Annotated in this window: 16 protein-coding genes and 1 riboswitch; of the genes, 11 read left to right on the top strand and 5 right to left on the bottom strand. The window is 54.7% G+C overall.

Annotation, left to right across the window (positions count from 1 at the left end; translation table 11 throughout):
* Positions 1–16: 16 nt before the first annotated feature.
* From sirB1 to hemA, 5 genes are read right to left on the bottom strand one after another with little or no spacing between them, the layout of a single operon-like run.
* Positions 17–826 (bottom strand): invasion regulator SirB1, encoded by an 810-nt coding sequence (gene sirB1 / locus M2374_RS21275; RefSeq protein ID WP_096756769.1) that lies wholly within the window; start codon positions 824–826, stop codon positions 17–19.
* Between the two features lie 2 nt (positions 827–828).
* Positions 829–1,221 (bottom strand): invasion regulator SirB2, encoded by a 393-nt coding sequence (gene sirB2, locus M2374_RS21270; RefSeq protein WP_096756768.1) that lies wholly within the window; start codon positions 1,219–1,221, stop codon positions 829–831.
* Positions 1,218–2,051: a peptide chain release factor N(5)-glutamine methyltransferase gene (prmC, locus tag M2374_RS21265; RefSeq protein ID WP_181689032.1), complete on the bottom strand. Its 834-nt coding sequence runs from the start codon at positions 2,049–2,051 to the stop codon at positions 1,218–1,220. Before prmC ends, sirB2 begins: the two co-directional genes overlap by 4 nt.
* The gene (gene prfA / locus M2374_RS21260; protein ID WP_115258288.1) at positions 2,051–3,133 is read right to left on the bottom strand and encodes a peptide chain release factor 1; all 1,083 of its coding nucleotides are present in this window, start codon (positions 3,131–3,133) and stop codon (positions 2,051–2,053) included. Before prfA ends, prmC begins: the two co-directional genes overlap by 1 nt.
* 41 nt (positions 3,134–3,174) lie before the next feature.
* A complete protein-coding gene (gene hemA / locus M2374_RS21255) occupies positions 3,175–4,431 on the bottom strand; it encodes a glutamyl-tRNA reductase (RefSeq protein ID WP_096756765.1) in 1,257 nt (418 codons plus the stop codon).
* 211 nt (positions 4,432–4,642) lie between these two features.
* On the opposite strand from hemA, the gene lolB reads away from it, so the two are divergent.
* From lolB to M2374_RS21200, 11 genes are all read left to right on the top strand, one after another.
* On the top strand, positions 4,643–5,266 hold the full coding sequence (gene lolB, locus M2374_RS21250) for a lipoprotein insertase outer membrane protein LolB (RefSeq protein WP_096756764.1): 624 nt from the start codon (positions 4,643–4,645) through the stop codon (positions 5,264–5,266).
* Positions 5,263–6,114: a 4-(cytidine 5'-diphospho)-2-C-methyl-D-erythritol kinase gene (ispE, locus tag M2374_RS21245; RefSeq protein ID WP_181689031.1), complete on the top strand. Its 852-nt coding sequence runs from the start codon at positions 5,263–5,265 to the stop codon at positions 6,112–6,114. Before lolB ends, ispE begins: the two co-directional genes overlap by 4 nt.
* Before the next feature lie 266 nt (positions 6,115–6,380).
* Positions 6,381–7,328, top strand: a complete 948-nt coding sequence (prs, locus tag M2374_RS21240; RefSeq protein ID WP_001518537.1) for a ribose-phosphate diphosphokinase — start codon at positions 6,381–6,383, stop codon at positions 7,326–7,328.
* Positions 7,329–7,452: 124 nt separating this feature from the next.
* Entirely contained in the window at positions 7,453–9,132 is a 1,680-nt protein-coding gene (gene dauA, locus M2374_RS21235; protein WP_146716910.1) for a C4-dicarboxylic acid transporter DauA, read from the top strand.
* A 106-nt stretch (positions 9,133–9,238) separates the two neighbouring features.
* Positions 9,239–9,781 (top strand): GNAT family N-acetyltransferase, encoded by a 543-nt coding sequence (locus M2374_RS21230; RefSeq protein WP_181689030.1) that lies wholly within the window; start codon positions 9,239–9,241, stop codon positions 9,779–9,781.
* Between the two features lie 216 nt (positions 9,782–9,997).
* Positions 9,998–10,225, top strand: a riboswitch (cobalamin riboswitch).
* 200 nt (positions 10,226–10,425) lie between these two features.
* A complete protein-coding gene (locus tag M2374_RS21225) occupies positions 10,426–11,478 on the top strand; it encodes an ABC transporter substrate-binding protein (RefSeq protein WP_137361825.1) in 1,053 nt (350 codons plus the stop codon).
* A 65-nt stretch (positions 11,479–11,543) separates the two neighbouring features.
* On the top strand, positions 11,544–12,608 hold the full coding sequence (locus tag M2374_RS21220) for an iron ABC transporter permease (protein ID WP_153880452.1): 1,065 nt from the start codon (positions 11,544–11,546) through the stop codon (positions 12,606–12,608).
* Positions 12,605–13,426, top strand: a complete 822-nt coding sequence (locus tag M2374_RS21215; RefSeq protein ID WP_135911902.1) for an ABC transporter ATP-binding protein — start codon at positions 12,605–12,607, stop codon at positions 13,424–13,426. The genes M2374_RS21220 and M2374_RS21215 overlap by 4 nt, the downstream gene beginning before the upstream one ends.
* Positions 13,427–13,444: 18 nt before the next feature.
* Positions 13,445–13,885: a pseudoazurin gene (locus tag M2374_RS21210; protein WP_135911901.1), complete on the top strand. Its 441-nt coding sequence runs from the start codon at positions 13,445–13,447 to the stop codon at positions 13,883–13,885.
* A gap of 26 nt (positions 13,886–13,911) precedes the next feature.
* The gene (petA, locus tag M2374_RS21205) at positions 13,912–14,460 is read left to right on the top strand and encodes a ubiquinol-cytochrome c reductase iron-sulfur subunit (protein WP_181689029.1); all 549 of its coding nucleotides are present in this window, start codon (positions 13,912–13,914) and stop codon (positions 14,458–14,460) included.
* A gap of 1 nt (position 14,461) precedes the next feature.
* The gene (locus tag M2374_RS21200; protein WP_181689028.1) at positions 14,462–15,634 is read left to right on the top strand and encodes a cytochrome b N-terminal domain-containing protein; all 1,173 of its coding nucleotides are present in this window, start codon (positions 14,462–14,464) and stop codon (positions 15,632–15,634) included.
* The last annotated feature ends 3 nt before the right edge of the window (positions 15,635–15,637 follow it).

Raw genomic sequence — 15,637 nt, 5'->3', positions numbered from 1 at the left:
GGTAAAGTGTCATTAATCAATGCAATACAATATGCTTGTGCGAAATAGTATTTATCTGCGCACGGATCATTTCGCTGATCGGGTCTTCCGGACACTGCTCAACGAAATAACTTAAATCGGTTAACGCAACATGTTCACATTCCAGCTGCGCGTAGATCAATCCGCGATCGCGTATTTCATACGGATCTTCAGGATTAAACTGCAATAAGGCCTCACTGGCGCGCAGTGCCAGCTCCATTTGCCGTTCTTCCATCAGCGATGATTTCAGCGTGTCGAGCAGTTTGCGGATCACTTCCGCGTTATCCGCCTCATCGAGATCTTCGTTAAACAGCTCAGCTACCGGGCTGATATTGCCCTTTAGCCACACTTCCAGCGTGTGCTCATTTAACGTTTCGCCATTGAACGGGTTAATCAACCACATTTCGCCTTCCAGTGATTCAATGCGCAGAATTAACTGCGTCGGGAAAATCACCGGCACCAGCGGCAGATCCAGCCGATTGGCCAGCCACAACAAGATGGCGCCAAGCGACACCGCGCTGCCCTGACGATTTTTCAGGACCTGGTCGAGCCAAAGTGCATCAGAAAGACGATAGACGCCGCGGGTATCCGTAAACCCCCAGTCGCCGTAAAAAAGTGCCAGCAATTTTTCCAGTTGCTCATCCTGAGACAGGAGCTGGCTAATTTCTTCATGCGCGAGGCTGGCCAGACGTTCCAGTTCGTCGTAGACAGATTGCGTAGGGAAATCCAGGCGGATAGACTCCGATGCCAGGATCATCCCATCGCACAATGGCGCTTTATTAAATTCGAAATCAGCTAACGACCTCATGATTACCCCAGTAACGGTATTTTTGTGGTGGCGAGTTTAATGATGATGTACAGCACCACCAGCGCCAGCGGAAAGGCGATTAAACGCGCCTGCTGGCTGCGCGCCCGACGATAATCGAGCGCAATAAAACCCAAAACGATGTAAATGATAACCCCAAACAGCTTTTCAGTCAGCCATGTCCCCTGTTCGGTGAATGGCAGGATGTGCGTTTTAGCGATCAACGCCACGCCGCTGAGTAACAAAACGGTATCAATAACCGGCGGAGCAATCCGCGTCCAGCGCGCTGACGCAAGGCGTGCTTGCGTGTAACGCCACCAAAAACGCAGCGTGAGCAGCCCCACGGACAGCGCAATGCTAATAAGATGAACGCCGAGCAACAGGCTGAAGGTGGTCATGCAGCGAGGCGCCCGAGCGTAATGCGCTCGTTGCCGCCGTAATCACGACAGGTTTCGACCGCCTGGTATCCACTGCGCGTAAACGCGTCACGCACCGCCTGCCCCTGCTGCCAGCCGTGTTCCAGTAGCAAATAACCGCCAGGGGTTAACATGTGTTTAGACTGTTCGATGATATGCACGATATCCGCCAGGCCATGATCGCCGGCCACCAGCGCGGTCAGCGGCTCAAAACGTACATCGCCTTGTGCCAGATGCGGGTCCTGCTCATCAATGTACGGTGGGTTACTGACGATCATGTCGAACTGCTGCCCATGCAAAGCGCTGAACCAGTCGCTTTGCAGCACGCGCACATTGTTGATGCCCAGATGCTGCGTATTGCGGGTCGCCAGCGCCACGGCGTCCGGCATCCGATCAACCGCCGTCACGTCGCAGTCCGGGCGCTCGGAAGCCAGCGCCAGCGCAATAGCGCCCGTACCGGTCCCCAAATCCACAATGCGGCACGCAGAGGCAGGCAGGCGTGCCAGCGCCTGCTCGACTAAGCATTCAGTGTCCGGACGTGGAATAAGCGTCGCCGGTGACACGAACAGCGGCAGCGACCAGAACTCGCGAACGCCGGTTAAGTGCGCCACCGGTTCTCCCCGTTGACGACGCGCCACCAGCGCGTTCAGCTGTTCCTGCTGTGCCGCGGTTAATACCGTTTCACCAAACGCCAGAATAAAGGTACGCCCTTTGCCGGTAACGGTCTCGAGTAAGATCTCGGCGTCGCGGCGCGGGCTTTCGCTGTTCTGTAATTGGGCTATTGCTTCACGCAGCCAGTGCTGATAATCCATTAATCCTGCTCGGACAACGCCGCCAGCTGGTCGGCCTGGTATTCCTGGACAATCGGCTCAATGAGCATATCCAGTTTCCCTTCCATCGCTTCGTCCAGACGGTAGAGCGTCAGGTTGATGCGGTGATCGGTTACGCGACCCTGTGGGAAGTTATAGGTACGGTTACGATCGCTGCGATCGCCGCTGCCTAACAGGTTGCGGCGCTCGGAGGCTTCCGCCTGCTGGCGTCGCGCCACTTCGGCGGCACGAATACGTGAGCCCAGCACCGACATCGCTTTAGCTTTGTTTTTGTGCTGTGAACGTTCGTCCTGACATTCAACCACAATACCGGTCGGTAAGTGGGTAATACGAATAGCCGAGTCGGTGGTGTTAACGTGCTGACCACCGGCCCCCGATGAACGGAAGGTATCAATGCGCAGGTCAGCCGGATTGATGTCCGGCAGTTCCGCTTCCGGCAGCTCAGGCATCACCGCGACCGTACAGGCAGAGGTATGGATACGTCCCTGAGATTCGGTGGCCGGAACGCGCTGTACGCGATGACCGCCGGACTCGAACTTCAGTCGACCATACACGCCATCGCCGCTCACTTTGGCAATAATTTCTTTATAGCCGCCGTGTTCACCTTCGTTGGCGCTCATGATCTCCACGCGCCAGCGGCGAGATTCAGCGTAACGGCTGTACATACGGAACAGATCGCCTGCAAACAGCGCCGCTTCATCGCCGCCGGTTCCGGCACGCACTTCAAGAAACGCATTACGTTCGTCATCCGGATCTTTCGGCAGCAGTAGCACTTGCAGATGCTGTTCCAGCTGTTCACATTTTTCTTTTGCTTCGCGCAGTTCATCCTGCGCCATCTCACGCATTTCAGGATCGTCGAGCATCATCTGTGCTGTTTCGATATCATCCTGAACCTGTTGCCAGTCCGTGAAACAGCGAGAAACATCGCTTAACTGGGCATATTCGCGCGACAGCGCACGAAAGCGATCCTGGTCTGCGATGGTTCCCGCATCGCCGAGCAGCGCCTGAACTTCTTCATGGCGTTCATGCAGGGCTTCCAGTTTGGCAACGATAGAAGGCTTCATAGGCGTAAATGCACCCTGTAAAAAATAAGATTGGTGTGCTGCTACTCCAGCCCGAGGCTGTTGCGCAGAATATTCAGGCGTTCACTATCCCCGTCACGGGCAGCCTGTTGAAGAGATTTGGTTGGTGCATGGATCAGGCGGTTAGTCAGTTTCCAGGCCAGATCTTGCATAATGGCTTGCGCATCACCGCCCTGTTGAAGAGCAGCCAACGCTTTGGCGGTCAGTTCATCACGCACTTGTTCTGACTGACTGCGATATTCGCGGATGGTGTCACTCGCGCTTTGGGCGCGGAGCCAGGCCATAAATTCGCTGGTTTCCTGCTCGACGATCGTTTCGGCTTCCACCGCCGCCGCTTTACGCTGCGCCAGATTATGCGAAATGATGCTTTGCAGGTCGTCAACGCTGTACAAGTAAGCGTTCGACAGTTTGCCGACCTCCGGCTCAACATCGCGCGGTACGGCGATATCGACCAGCAGCATCGGCTGATTGCGGCGGTTTTTCAGCGCGCGCTCCACCATCCCTTTACCGATAATCGGCAGCGGGCTGGCGGTAGAACTGATAATGATATCGGCGTCCTGTAAACGTGCGTCGATATCACTCAATGAGATCACCTCAGCGCCGACTTCGTCTGCCAGCACCTGCGCACGTTCACGCGTACGGTTGGCGATGATCATCTTCTTCACTTTGTGTTCGCGTAGATGACGCGCCACCAGTTCGATGGTCTCACCTGCGCCAACCAGCAGTACGGTTACCGTGGACAGCGATTCAAAGATTTGTCGCGCCAGCGTACAGGCCGCAAAAGCAACGGACACGGCACTGGCGCCGATGTCGGTTTCGGTGCGGACACGTTTGGCGACGGAGAACGATTTCTGGAACATGCGCTCCAGCGCACTGGCGTTCAGGTGGCCTTTTTGCGAATCCGCAAAGGCTTTTTTCACCTGGCCGAGAATTTGTGGCTCGCCGAGTACCAGCGAATCCAGGCCGCTGGCAACCCGCATCAGATGGCTGACGGCGTCGTTGTCCTGATGCCAGTAAAGGCTGCTGCGCAGTTCTTCTTCATTCAGATTATGGTATTCGCACAGCCAACGGATCAGCGCCTCTTGCAGGTTATCCTGCTCTTCGACGCTGAGATACAGCTCCGTGCGGTTACACGTCGACAGCACTACCCCGCCTTGCACCATTGGCTGCGCAAGCAGGCTGTCCAGCGCCTGATCGAGCGTATCCGGCGAAAACGTTACGCGTTCTCGCAGCGATACAGGTGCCGTTTTATGGTTAATACCAAGCGCTAAAAGGGTCATGTGTGCGGGAATAGTACCAGCGTTGATAAGGTTAGACTGCGGGCATCATACAGGATGCGTGCGGCCAATAAAAGAGACTGCCCCCTTTTGGAGTAATAGCTTAGTGCACAAATTTTAGTGATTTAAGATAACGTGAACGTAGACGAGGTCAGATGGCGGCGCTAGCATTAAGAACTATAACTGCAACGTATCTCAAGGATTTGTCATCATTATGACCCTGCCTGATTTTCGCCTGATCCGCCTGCTGCCGCTGGCAAGCCTGGTCCTCACCGCCTGTACACTCAATGCGCCGAAAGGTCCTGGCAAAAGTCCGGACTCCCCGCAGTGGCGTCAGCACCAGCAGGAAGTGCGTGCGCTGCACCAGTATCAGACGCGCGGCGCGTTTGCCTACATTTCCGAACAGCAGAAGGTCTATGCCCGCTTCTTCTGGCAGCAAACCGGTCAGGATAACTATCGTCTGCTGCTGACCAATCCGCTGGGCAGTACCGAACTGGAACTGAAAGCCCAGCCAGGCAACGTCGAGCTTGTCGATAATAAAGGCAAGCATTATACCGCCGATGATGCCGAAGAAATGATTGGCAAACTGACCGGGATGCCGATTCCGCTCAATAGCCTGCGTCAGTGGATCCTCGGTCTGCCGGGCGACGCCACCGATTACAAACTTGACACGCAGTACCGTCTGAGCGAAGTCAACTACAGCCAGAACGGTAAGCGCTGGAAAGTGGTGTACAGCGCCTACGACAGCAAAACGCAGCCAGCGATGCCCGCTAACATGGAACTGTCCGACGGCGACCAGCGCATTAAGCTGAAAATGGATAACTGGATCGTGAAATGATGACCCATTGGCCCTCTCCGGCAAAACTGAATCTGTTTTTATACATCACCGGACAGCGTGCGGATGGTTATCACACGCTGCAGACGCTGTTTCAGTTTCTCGATTACGGCGATGATATCCGCATTGAGGTGCGCGATGACGGCGACATTCATCTACTCACCCCGGTTGCGGGTGTGGAGCATGAAGATAACCTGATCGTGCGCGCCGCACGTTTGCTGATGAAAACTGCCGCAGAAAGTGGACGCTTGCCCGCCGGGCGCGGCGCGGCCATCAGCATTGATAAGCGCCTGCCAATGGGCGGGGGTCTGGGCGGAGGCTCCTCGAATGCCGCAACGGTTCTGGTGGCGCTGAACCACCTCTGGCAGTGCGGGCTGTCCGTCGATGAACTGGCAACCATCGGATTAACTCTGGGTGCCGACGTGCCGGTATTTGTACGCGGACACGCGGCCTTCGCCGAGGGGGTGGGAGAAATTCTCACGCCGGTCAATCCACCGGAAAAATGGTACCTGGTTGCTCATCCTGGCGTCAGTATTCCGACGCCGGTGATTTTTAAAGACCCGGAACTCCCGCGCAACACGCCAAAAAGGTCAATAGAAACGTTACTAAAATGTGAATTCGGCAATGATTGCGAGGTTATCGCAAGAAAACGTTTTCGCGAGGTTGATGAGGTGCTTTCTTGGCTGTTAGAATATGCGCCGTCGCGCCTGACTGGTACAGGGGCCTGTGTCTTTGCTGAATTTGATACAGAGTCTCGTGCTCGCCAGGTGCTTGAGCAAGCCCCGGAATGGCTCGAAGGCTTTGTGGCGAAAGGTGTCAACCTCTCCCCATTGCACAGAGCGTTACTCTAAATCATTCGGGTTTCAGGAAGATGGTGAGATGACGGAACGCCCGGCGCATACAAAAGTATGTGACTGGTGTGAGGAATTGATGCCAGCGCACATGAAACGCGAGAGATAACGAGTAAGCCGGGCAAGCTGAGTTGCGGTGACAACGTCACCCTGTTCCAGACGTTGCATCGCGCTCTTTAATACACCGCCTGGAGAGGATACTGCCTGGCCCGCACAGTTTTCGGCAGATTCTTTCCACCAATGGACGCATGCCTGAGGTTCTTCTCGTGCCTGATATGAAGCTTTTTGCTGGTAACGCCACCCCGGAACTAGCACAACGTATTGCCAACCGCCTGTACACTTCACTCGGCGACGCCGCTGTAGGTCGCTTTAGCGACGGCGAAGTCAGCGTACAAATTAATGAAAATGTACGCGGTGGTGATATTTTCATCATCCAGTCCACTTGTGCCCCTACTAACGACAACCTGATGGAATTGGTCGTTATGGTCGATGCTCTGCGCCGTGCTTCCGCAGGCCGTATCACCGCCGTTATTCCTTACTTCGGCTATGCACGCCAGGATCGTCGCGTACGTTCCGCTCGTGTACCGATTACCGCAAAAGTCGTCGCTGACTTCCTGTCAAGCGTTGGCGTTGACCGCGTCCTCACCGTTGACCTGCATGCTGAACAGATCCAGGGCTTCTTTGACGTACCGGTTGATAACGTATTCGGTAGCCCAATTCTGTTAGAAGACATGCTGCAGCTGAACCTGGACAACCCGATTGTGGTTTCTCCAGACATCGGTGGCGTCGTGCGTGCCCGCGCTATCGCTAAGCTGCTGAACGATACCGATATGGCTATCATCGACAAACGTCGCCCGCGTGCGAACGTTTCTCAGGTGATGCACATTATTGGTGACGTTGCAGGTCGTGACTGCGTCCTGGTTGATGACATGATCGATACCGGCGGTACGCTGTGCAAAGCAGCAGAAGCGCTGAAAGAACGTGGTGCCAAACGCGTATTTGCTTACGCAACTCACCCGATCTTCTCAGGCAATGCGGCAAACAACCTGCGCAACTCGGTGATTGATGAAGTCGTGGTTTGTGACACCATTCCACTGACCGACGAAATCAAAGCACTGCCGAACGTGCGTACGTTGACCCTGTCGGGTATGCTGGCCGAAGCGATTCGTCGTATCAGCAACGAAGAATCCATCTCTGCTATGTTCGAGCATTAATCGAGCCCGGCTCAAAAACCCGCTGCGGCGGGTTTTTTTATCCGTTTTATTTATTTGTATGATTTATGCCAACTTCAACTATCAGTTTCTAGATAGATGATGCGCTCATGGATGAAACATTATTGTGAACAGACTATTTTCCTCACATGTGATGCCTTTCCGCGCCCTCATCGACGCTTGTTGGAAAGAAAAATATACCGCCTCGCGCTTTACCCGTGATCTGATCGCCGGGATAACCGTGGGCATTATTGCTATCCCGCTGGCAATGGCGTTGGCAATTGGCAGCGGCGTTGCGCCACAATACGGCCTGTATACCTCAGCCGTTGCCGGGATTGTTATCGCCCTTACCGGTGGTTCACGTTTTAGCGTCTCCGGTCCTACCGCCGCCTTCGTGGTGATTTTATATCCGGTGTCGCAGCAGTTCGGGCTGGCAGGTCTGCTGGTGGCTACGCTGATGTCCGGGATCTTCCTGATCCTTTTCGGCCTCGCCCGATTTGGCCGATTGATCGAATATATCCCGGTCTCCGTTACCTTAGGCTTTACCTCAGGTATCGGTATCACCATCGGTACCATGCAGATTAAAGATTTTCTCGGTCTGCAGATGGCACACGTCCCGGAACACTACCTGCAAAAAGTGGGTGCGTTGTTTATGGCCCTGCCGACCATTAACCTTGGTGATGCCGCCATTGGCGTGGTCACGCTGGGGATCCTGATTTTCTGGCCGCGTCTGGGGATCCGCCTGCCTGGTCATCTTCCGGCGCTGCTGGCCGGTTGTGCGGTAATGGGCATCGTTAACCTGACAGGTGGCCATGTCGCGACCATCGGTTCTCAGTTCCACTACATTCTGGCGGATGGTTCGCAGGGCAACGGTATCCCGCAACTGCTGCCACAGCTGGTGTTGCCGTGGGATATGCCGGGGTCGGACTTTACGCTAAGCTGGAGTTCATTACGGGCGCTGTTACCGGCAGCCTTCTCGATGGCGATGCTCGGCGCGATTGAATCCCTGCTGTGCGCTGTGGTGCTCGACGGGATGACCGGCACCAAGCACAAAGCCAACAGCGAGTTGGTGGGTCAAGGGCTGGGGAATATCGTCGCGCCATTCTTCGGCGGCATCACCGCCACCGCCGCAATTGCCCGCTCTGCGGCTAACGTTCGCGCCGGGGCCACCTCGCCCATTTCTGCGGTGATCCACGCGATTCTGGTGATCCTCGCCCTGCTGGTGTTAGCTCCGTGGCTTTCCTGGCTGCCACTTTCCGCCATGGCGGCCCTGCTGCTGATGGTGGCGTGGAACATGAGTGAAGCCCATAAAGTGGTGGATCTGCTGCGTCACGCACCGAAAGACGACATCATCGTGATGCTGATGTGTATGTCGCTGACCGTACTGTTCGATATGGTGATCGCCATCAGCGTCGGTATCGTTCTTGCCTCGCTGCTGTTTATGCGCCGCATTGCGCGCATGACGCGCCTGGCACCGGTTAACGTAGACGTACCGGACGATGTGCTGGTGCTGCGCGTGATTGGCCCGCTGTTCTTTGCCGCAGCGGAGGGATTGTTTACCGATCTCGAAACGCGTATTACAGGCAAGCGCATCGTGGTACTGAAGTGGGATGCCGTCCCGGTACTGGATGCCGGTGGTCTGGACGCCTTCCAGCGTTTTGTTAAACGACTGCCGGAAGGCTGTGAATTACGTATCAGTAATCTGGAGTTCCAACCGCTACGCACCATGGCGCGTGCGGGTATCCAACCCATCCCCGGCCGTCTGGCGTTCTTCCCGAACCGTGACGCCGCACTGGCTGATATTTAACGTTTAGTGATGGCCGGCAGGCTTTGCTTGTCGGTCACTCTTCACTTCTGCAATCCCCGCTGAGTTGCTATTATCATTTCCCCTACTCCTGATAATACCCACAACAATGAACCCTAATGCTACGTATACCTTTCGCGAAATTACCGAGTCGGATATTCCCGCCGTTCAGTCATTTATTATCCGTCATTTAAATCTCTATTTTCAGGCTAACAGGCCCACTCCACGTCCTGACGAAGACATATTAGATTTACGTTCACACTACCTGCACCACCCCCGAAATCTACTGCTCGGCGCGTGGAATGCACACCAGCAACTTATCGCTACGCTGGCAGTGTGTCAGTACGATGACAGAATCATGGCATTGCGCGGGCGCTATGATTTAGCCAACACCGCAGAAATTTGCCGCTGTTACGTGGAACAGGAACACCGCCGTCGAGGTATAGGCCGCCAACTTATGACGCTGGCAGAAGCATATTGTCAGCGTCAGCAATATAAAACGCTCTACTTGCATACCCATCATTTTTTACCCGGCGGCTATCAGTTTTGGTGCAACAATCACTTTAACGTGTTCCTTGATGAAGGTGGCGAGCAACAAATTGTCCATATGGAAAAACATATTGAAAAATGTGATGTGGCGCAGATTATTTAATAAGCGTGTATTTCTCGCTATTCATTTTATTCTTTTTCAACGCCACATCGTTAATTGATCAGCATCAAATAATTCTCATTTAATTTACCAAATATTCATTATCTTCGGCACATCACAATGAGCCATTAAAGATTAACCACATGATTTAAAAGGAATTAAAAATGACAATTAAATACTACCTACTTATTACAGCGGTTGACGCAATATTAGCATACCGATACAGTCCGCTCCGACAGTATTTCAAAGCGCAGTCATGCTTTTGAAACGGAATATGGTGCGGATGATTTCTCTCTTATGCCATAGCTGCCCCCGCAACTGTAAGCGGATGCTGAATATCCCTGTGTAGTGATGATTCACTACAGGTCACTGTAAAATATTTTTATGGGAAGGCCGATATTCTGATTACCGTAAGCCAGGAGACCTACTGTCATGGTTTTATACATTGAGTGGACGGGATGGTCCATGGGGTGATTTATTTGACGAATGAACAAAATTGATTCCTGATCAAACTGGCAACAATATGTTTTATTTTCATATTATTTTGCCTGAATGTCATGATGAAATGTCATCTATCGTCATGCGCCTGTCCCGCGAAATAAATAATGACCAGACGCTGAAGCGCTGGCATCAACGGGACAATGATAATGTATTCTGTTTTTACCTCTGCTTATTGCAAATATTCACTTCTGGCGCTGACCGGCGCGGCACTCTTCCTGACCAGTAATATGGCGACGGCGGCAAAGACGCAATATCCGCTGACTATCAAAAACTGTGGTCGAGATATTACCTTTAATAAAGCCCCGCATCGCGTGACCACAGTGGGTCAGAACAGCACTGAAATCCTCTATTCTTTGGGTCTGGCCGATCGCGTTGTAGGCACATCGCTGTGGTTTGGCCCGGTTCCTGAACAGTACAAAGCGGCGAATGACAAGATTGCAGTCATCGCACAAAACATACCCAGCTTTGAAGGCATTATCGCCAAAAAACCAGACCTGGTTGCCAGCCAGTTTGAATGGCAGATTGGCCCCGCGGGGACGGTTGCCTCTTATGAACAATTCAGTGAACTCAACGTTCCGGTTTATACCGCCCCTGCCGATTGCGCAAAAGACAATGAAGACGGCGGCGATGGTGTGCGTAAAGGCATGTTTGATATCGCCATGGTCTACCAGGAAGTTGCCGATCTGGCCAAAATCTTCGATGTGCAGGACAAGGGCGATGAGCTGATAGCCAGCCTCAAAGCCCGCGAGGCCGCAGCCAAAACGAAGATCACCGGCATGGAGAATAACGTTTCTGCCGTCTTCTGGTTCTCCAGCGCCGATCTGCAGCTTGATCCGTATGTTGCCGGTAAATTTGGCCCCGCCGCGTGGATCGCACAAACCCTCGGGGTAAAAAATGTCATTGATTCTGCGGAAGAGTGGCCGACTGTCGGCTGGGAAACCATTGCCAAAGCCAGTCCATCGGTGATTGTTCTCGGCGAGATGGGCCGTCGCCGTTTCCCGGCGGATGACTGGAAAGTCAAAATGGAATACCTCAAGTCTGACCCGGTTACCCGTCTTATCCCGGCGGTGAAAGACAACCACCTGCCGGTGATTGATGTCCAGACCATGAATGCGGGCATCAGAACCCTTGACGGGCTGGAAAAACTCGCCGATGCGCTGGTGCAATACGGTCTGGCACACCCGCAGGCCACTCATTAATCCTCGTCGCGCGTGATGTCATGCACGGGCATCACGCGCTTTCGCACTCAGGAAAGCCATCAACAATGAGCGAATTACGCAGGACGCGTCGGGCGATGAGTCAGTTTACCCAGCGAACGCTGCTGCACAGCCTGTGGGTCAGCGTGGTGATGTGCGGGGTGCTGCTGGCGGGGATCTCCATCGGTGAGACGTTTATCCCGTGGCAGCATGTCACCCACACGCTGGCAAACCACCTGTTTGGCAGCCAATATCCGGTAGACGCGCTGGATGCTGGGATCATCTGGAACTACCGCCTGACCCGTGCGCTTGTCTCTGCCTGCTGCGGTGCCTGTCTGGCCGTTTCCGGCGTGGTGCTGCAATCACTACTGCGTAATGCGCTGGCCGAACCTTATCTGCTGGGGATCTCGGCCGGGGCATCGACGGGAGCGGTGCTGATCGCGCTGACCGGGTTGGGTGCGGGGATTATCAGCATGTCGCTCGGGGCGTTTATCGGCGCGCTGACGGCATTTCTGTTTGTCGCACTGCTGGCCGTGGCCGCAAGGGGTAAAAACGGGTCCGCCACCACGCAAATTATTCTCGCCGGGATCGCCAGCTCGCAGCTGTTCAATGCCATTACCTCGCTCATCATTACCCGTTCGGCCAATGCCGAACAGGCACGCGGCATTATGTTCTGGCTGCTCGGCAATCTGAGCGGCGTACGCTGGCCCGATGTGGTACTGGCCATCCCGACCGCGCTGGTCGGCATCATCGTCTGCTTTTGCTACGCCCGCCATCTGGACGCATTTTCATTTGGCGCCGAGTCAGCGGCCTCGCTGGGCATCCCGGTTAAACGCACTCGCGCCGTACTGATTACCGCGGTGACGGGGATGACCGCCATTATGGTGTCGATTGTCGGGGCCATTGGCTTTGTTGGACTGGTTATCCCTCACGCTGCGCGTTTACTGGTGGGCAATCAGCATCACCGCTTGCTGCCCGTCAGCGCCCTGATTGGTGCCATTTTTCTTATTGTCGCGGACGTCATTTCACGCACCTTACTACCAGGGCAAGTACTGCCTATTGGGGTGATCACTGCGCTGGTTGGCGCGCCCGCATTTTCGATTATTTTGATCCGAGGGAACCCGAGCAAATGACGGTTAACCCACGTTTTACCACGCCGCTACGCGCGGTAAATACCGCCAACGATGTGGTCTGCGCTCAACATCTGCACTGGGAGGTGAAAGGCAAGGCCATCGTCAATGATGTCTCTTTTCAGGTCGCACCCGGTGAGTTTGTGGGCATTATCGGCCCCAACGGTTCGGGGAAAACGTCGCTCATTTCCCTGCTGGCCGGTTTACTCAAGCCCTCCAGCGGCAGCGTTTCGCTTAACCGCAAAGATATTCGCCGCTACTCACGCCGCCATCTGGCGCAAAAGGTCGCCCTGGTTGAACAGCAGGCGGAAACCAGCGAGCGTCTGACCGCCATCCAGGCCGTGTCCCTTGGCCGCACGCCGTGGTTAAGTCTGCTGTCGCCGTGGTCACGGACCGACGACGATATCGTGCAGACGATGCTGGAGAAAGTCTCCCTGCAAAACGTCCAGCATCGCTGCTGGCATACCTTCTCCGGCGGCGAACGCCAGCGCCTGCATATTGCCCGGGCGCTGGCACAACAGCCGCAGGTATTGCTGATGGATGAGCCAACCAATCATCTCGACATCCAGCATCAAATTGGCCTGCTTAACCTGGTTAAACGCGAAAAACTGACCGTGATTGCCGCCCTGCACGATCTGAATCATGCCGCGATGTTTTGCGATCGCATCATGGTGATGACAGCGGGACGACTGGTCATGCAAGGCTGCCCTGCAGCTGTCTTCACCCGAGAAAATCTTAACAACTGGTTTGGCATCGATGCGATTGTCGAACGAGCTGCTGATGAGGCGAGCTGCTTTATTCGCTACCAACGGCCAGCGTAAATATCACAAGGAACTGCAATGAAATGTATTAAACAACGTTTACTCATCCTGTGCCTGTGCGCGTTCACCTCGACGGCGTTCGCACAAACGTATGAAGTGCTGATGAAAAACCGCGGTACCGGCGGACCGATGGTCTACGAGCCGGATTTTCTGGCGATCCAGCCGGGCGATAGCGTGAAGTTTGTTCGCAAGCACAAAAGCCACAATGCGGCCTCAATTGCCGAGCTGTCTCCTGCCGGGTACCCCGGTTTTATCGGCAAAATCGATGAGGAGATTGAAATCAAATACGACACAGCAGGCTTCTACGGCATCAAATGCTCACCGCACTATGCGCAGGGGATGATTATGCTGATCAAAGTCGGCGACGCCGTTTTACCCGACAGCTACCGCGCGTTTAAAGCCCCCGGCCTTGCCGATAAACGCTTTCAGGACATTTATACCCGTATTGAGAAGCCCTGACAGCGCAATAAACAGAGGAGACGGCGGTGAGTAAAAAAACGGACAGTGAGGCAATCCACACCCAGCGACGCGATTGCCTGTGTAAGTTGACAAAATTTGTCGGCGCTGCGGGGGTGACCGCAGCCGTCTGGCCACTCATTTCGGCGCTAGGGCCGGACGATAAAACCGTGGCAGAAAATGAGCCGGTGGATGTCTCTCTTGCGGGAGTAGCGGCTGGACAGACGGTGAAACGAATCTGGCAGGGGAAACTGATCCTGATTCGCCACCGTACGCCAGACGAGGTCAAGGCGGCGCAGCAGGCCGACACCCGACTGTTGCTCGACCCGCAGGCAGACAGCGAGCGGGTCACGGCGGCGCATCCGCAGTGGCTGATCGTTCAGGGTTACTGCCCGCATGCCGGATGCGTGCCTAACGCCAACCCCAGCGGTCAGGGCTGGATTTGTCCGTGTCACGGCTCAGAGTTTGACACCTCCGGGCGCGTGACGCGGGGTCCGGCCACGGCGAATTTGGCGATCCCCGACTATGCCCTGGCCGCCGATGGTCTGAGTGTACGCCTTGGCACAAAAGAGGCCTGACATGAACGCAACGTCCCCGACAGCACCCCAGCGTCATGTGCAATTTCGCCTTCCGTTCCCCCGCTCCATTACCGGCGTGTGGATCTTTGCCGTCGGCATCATCTTGCTGGTCATGCTGGGCGTGCAAATTCTCTCCGGCATCGTGCTGGCAATGTTTTATGTGCCCACGGCAGATTCCGCGTTTGATTCCATTGTGCATATTATGCGTGCGGTCAGGCACGGGGAGCTGGTGCGTAATCTGCACGCCATTGGCGCCTCGCTTTTTTTCTTCGCCTGCTACCTGCATATCTTCCGCGCGATGTATTACAACGTGTACCGCAAACCGTATCTGAAGATGTGGGCCATCAGCGTAACGCTGTATGTGCTCCTGATGATCACCGCATTTCTCGGCTATAGCCTGATTTGGGGGCAAAAAAGCTATTGGGCCGCCACGGTCATCACCAGCTTCGCCCGCGCAATACCGTTCGTTGGCGATACGCTGTACACCTTTTTTGTCGGCGGGTATGCGCCCGGCACGCCGATGTTAGGCCGTTTTTATGTGCTTCACTTTATTATCCCCTTCGCCATTGTTGCGATGACGATATGGCATTTGCGTACCGTCCAGTCAGCGTTCGCCCACGCGATGAAAAAAACGTTCACCGCCCGCGAGTCGCAACGTCTGCTGTTTGATTTTCGCGTCACCGAACGCGATGCCCTCAAGCTGACACTGTTTTTAATGCTGTTTGCGTGGTTCTTATTTTTTGCGCCGCACTACCTCAGCAGTGCCGATAACTTTATCCCCGCCGACCCGACGGTCACGCCCGCCGTTGTCGCGCCCGAGTGGTATTTTCTGCCCTTCTTCTCCATTTTGCGCTGTTTTCCCAATGAGCTGGCGGGCATTGCCGCCATGTGCGCATCGGTGCTGATCTTCTATTTGTTACCCTGGCTGGATACCTCCCGCGCACGGTTTCGCCATTACAGCAAATGGATCAAACTCGGTTTCTGGATCTGGGTCGGCAATGTGTTCTTTTTAGGCTGGCTGGGTTCAAAAGCACTGGTCGGCCCCGACCTGCTGGACGGATTGAGTAACGATGACGGCTGGATCCGTGCCGCGTCTCAGCTTTCAACGCTTATCTATTTCGCATGGTTTCTGCTTGTGATGCCGTGTCGACGCTTACTGGAAAAACAGGACTGACAT

The sequence above is a fragment of the Citrobacter sp. JUb117 genome (assembly GCF_024809055.1).
In the GTDB taxonomy this organism is placed as follows: domain Bacteria; phylum Pseudomonadota; class Gammaproteobacteria; order Enterobacterales; family Enterobacteriaceae; genus Citrobacter; species Citrobacter gillenii.
The sequence above is the reverse complement of the archived record's forward strand: the minus strand, read 5'-3'. Positions and strand labels throughout refer to the sequence as shown.

What these genes read in the sequence shown, in the direction of transcription:
- sirB1 (WP_096756769.1), bottom strand. Translation starts at nt 826, where the DNA reads ATGAGGTCGTTAGCTGATTTCGAATTTAATAAAGCGCCATTGTGCGAT.
- sirB2 (WP_096756768.1), bottom strand. Translation starts at nt 1,221, where the DNA reads ATGACCACCTTCAGCCTGTTGCTCGGCGTTCATCTTATTAGCATTGCG.
- prmC (WP_181689032.1), bottom strand. Translation starts at nt 2,051, where the DNA reads ATGGATTATCAGCACTGGCTGCGTGAAGCAATAGCCCAATTACAGAAC.
- prfA (WP_115258288.1), bottom strand. Translation starts at nt 3,133, where the DNA reads ATGAAGCCTTCTATCGTTGCCAAACTGGAAGCCCTGCATGAACGCCAT.
- hemA (WP_096756765.1), bottom strand. Translation starts at nt 4,431, where the DNA reads ATGACCCTTTTAGCGCTTGGTATTAACCATAAAACGGCACCTGTATCG.
- lolB (WP_096756764.1), top strand. Translation starts at nt 4,643, where the DNA reads ATGACCCTGCCTGATTTTCGCCTGATCCGCCTGCTGCCGCTGGCAAGC.
- ispE (WP_181689031.1), top strand. Translation starts at nt 5,263, where the DNA reads ATGATGACCCATTGGCCCTCTCCGGCAAAACTGAATCTGTTTTTATAC.
- M2374_RS21230 (WP_181689030.1), top strand. Translation starts at nt 9,239, where the DNA reads ATGAACCCTAATGCTACGTATACCTTTCGCGAAATTACCGAGTCGGAT.
- M2374_RS21225 (WP_137361825.1), top strand. Translation starts at nt 10,426, where the DNA reads ATGTATTCTGTTTTTACCTCTGCTTATTGCAAATATTCACTTCTGGCG.
- M2374_RS21220 (WP_153880452.1), top strand. Translation starts at nt 11,544, where the DNA reads ATGAGCGAATTACGCAGGACGCGTCGGGCGATGAGTCAGTTTACCCAG.
- M2374_RS21215 (WP_135911902.1), top strand. Translation starts at nt 12,605, where the DNA reads ATGACGGTTAACCCACGTTTTACCACGCCGCTACGCGCGGTAAATACC.
- M2374_RS21210 (WP_135911901.1), top strand. Translation starts at nt 13,445, where the DNA reads ATGAAATGTATTAAACAACGTTTACTCATCCTGTGCCTGTGCGCGTTC.
- M2374_RS21200 (WP_181689028.1), top strand. Translation starts at nt 14,462, where the DNA reads ATGAACGCAACGTCCCCGACAGCACCCCAGCGTCATGTGCAATTTCGC.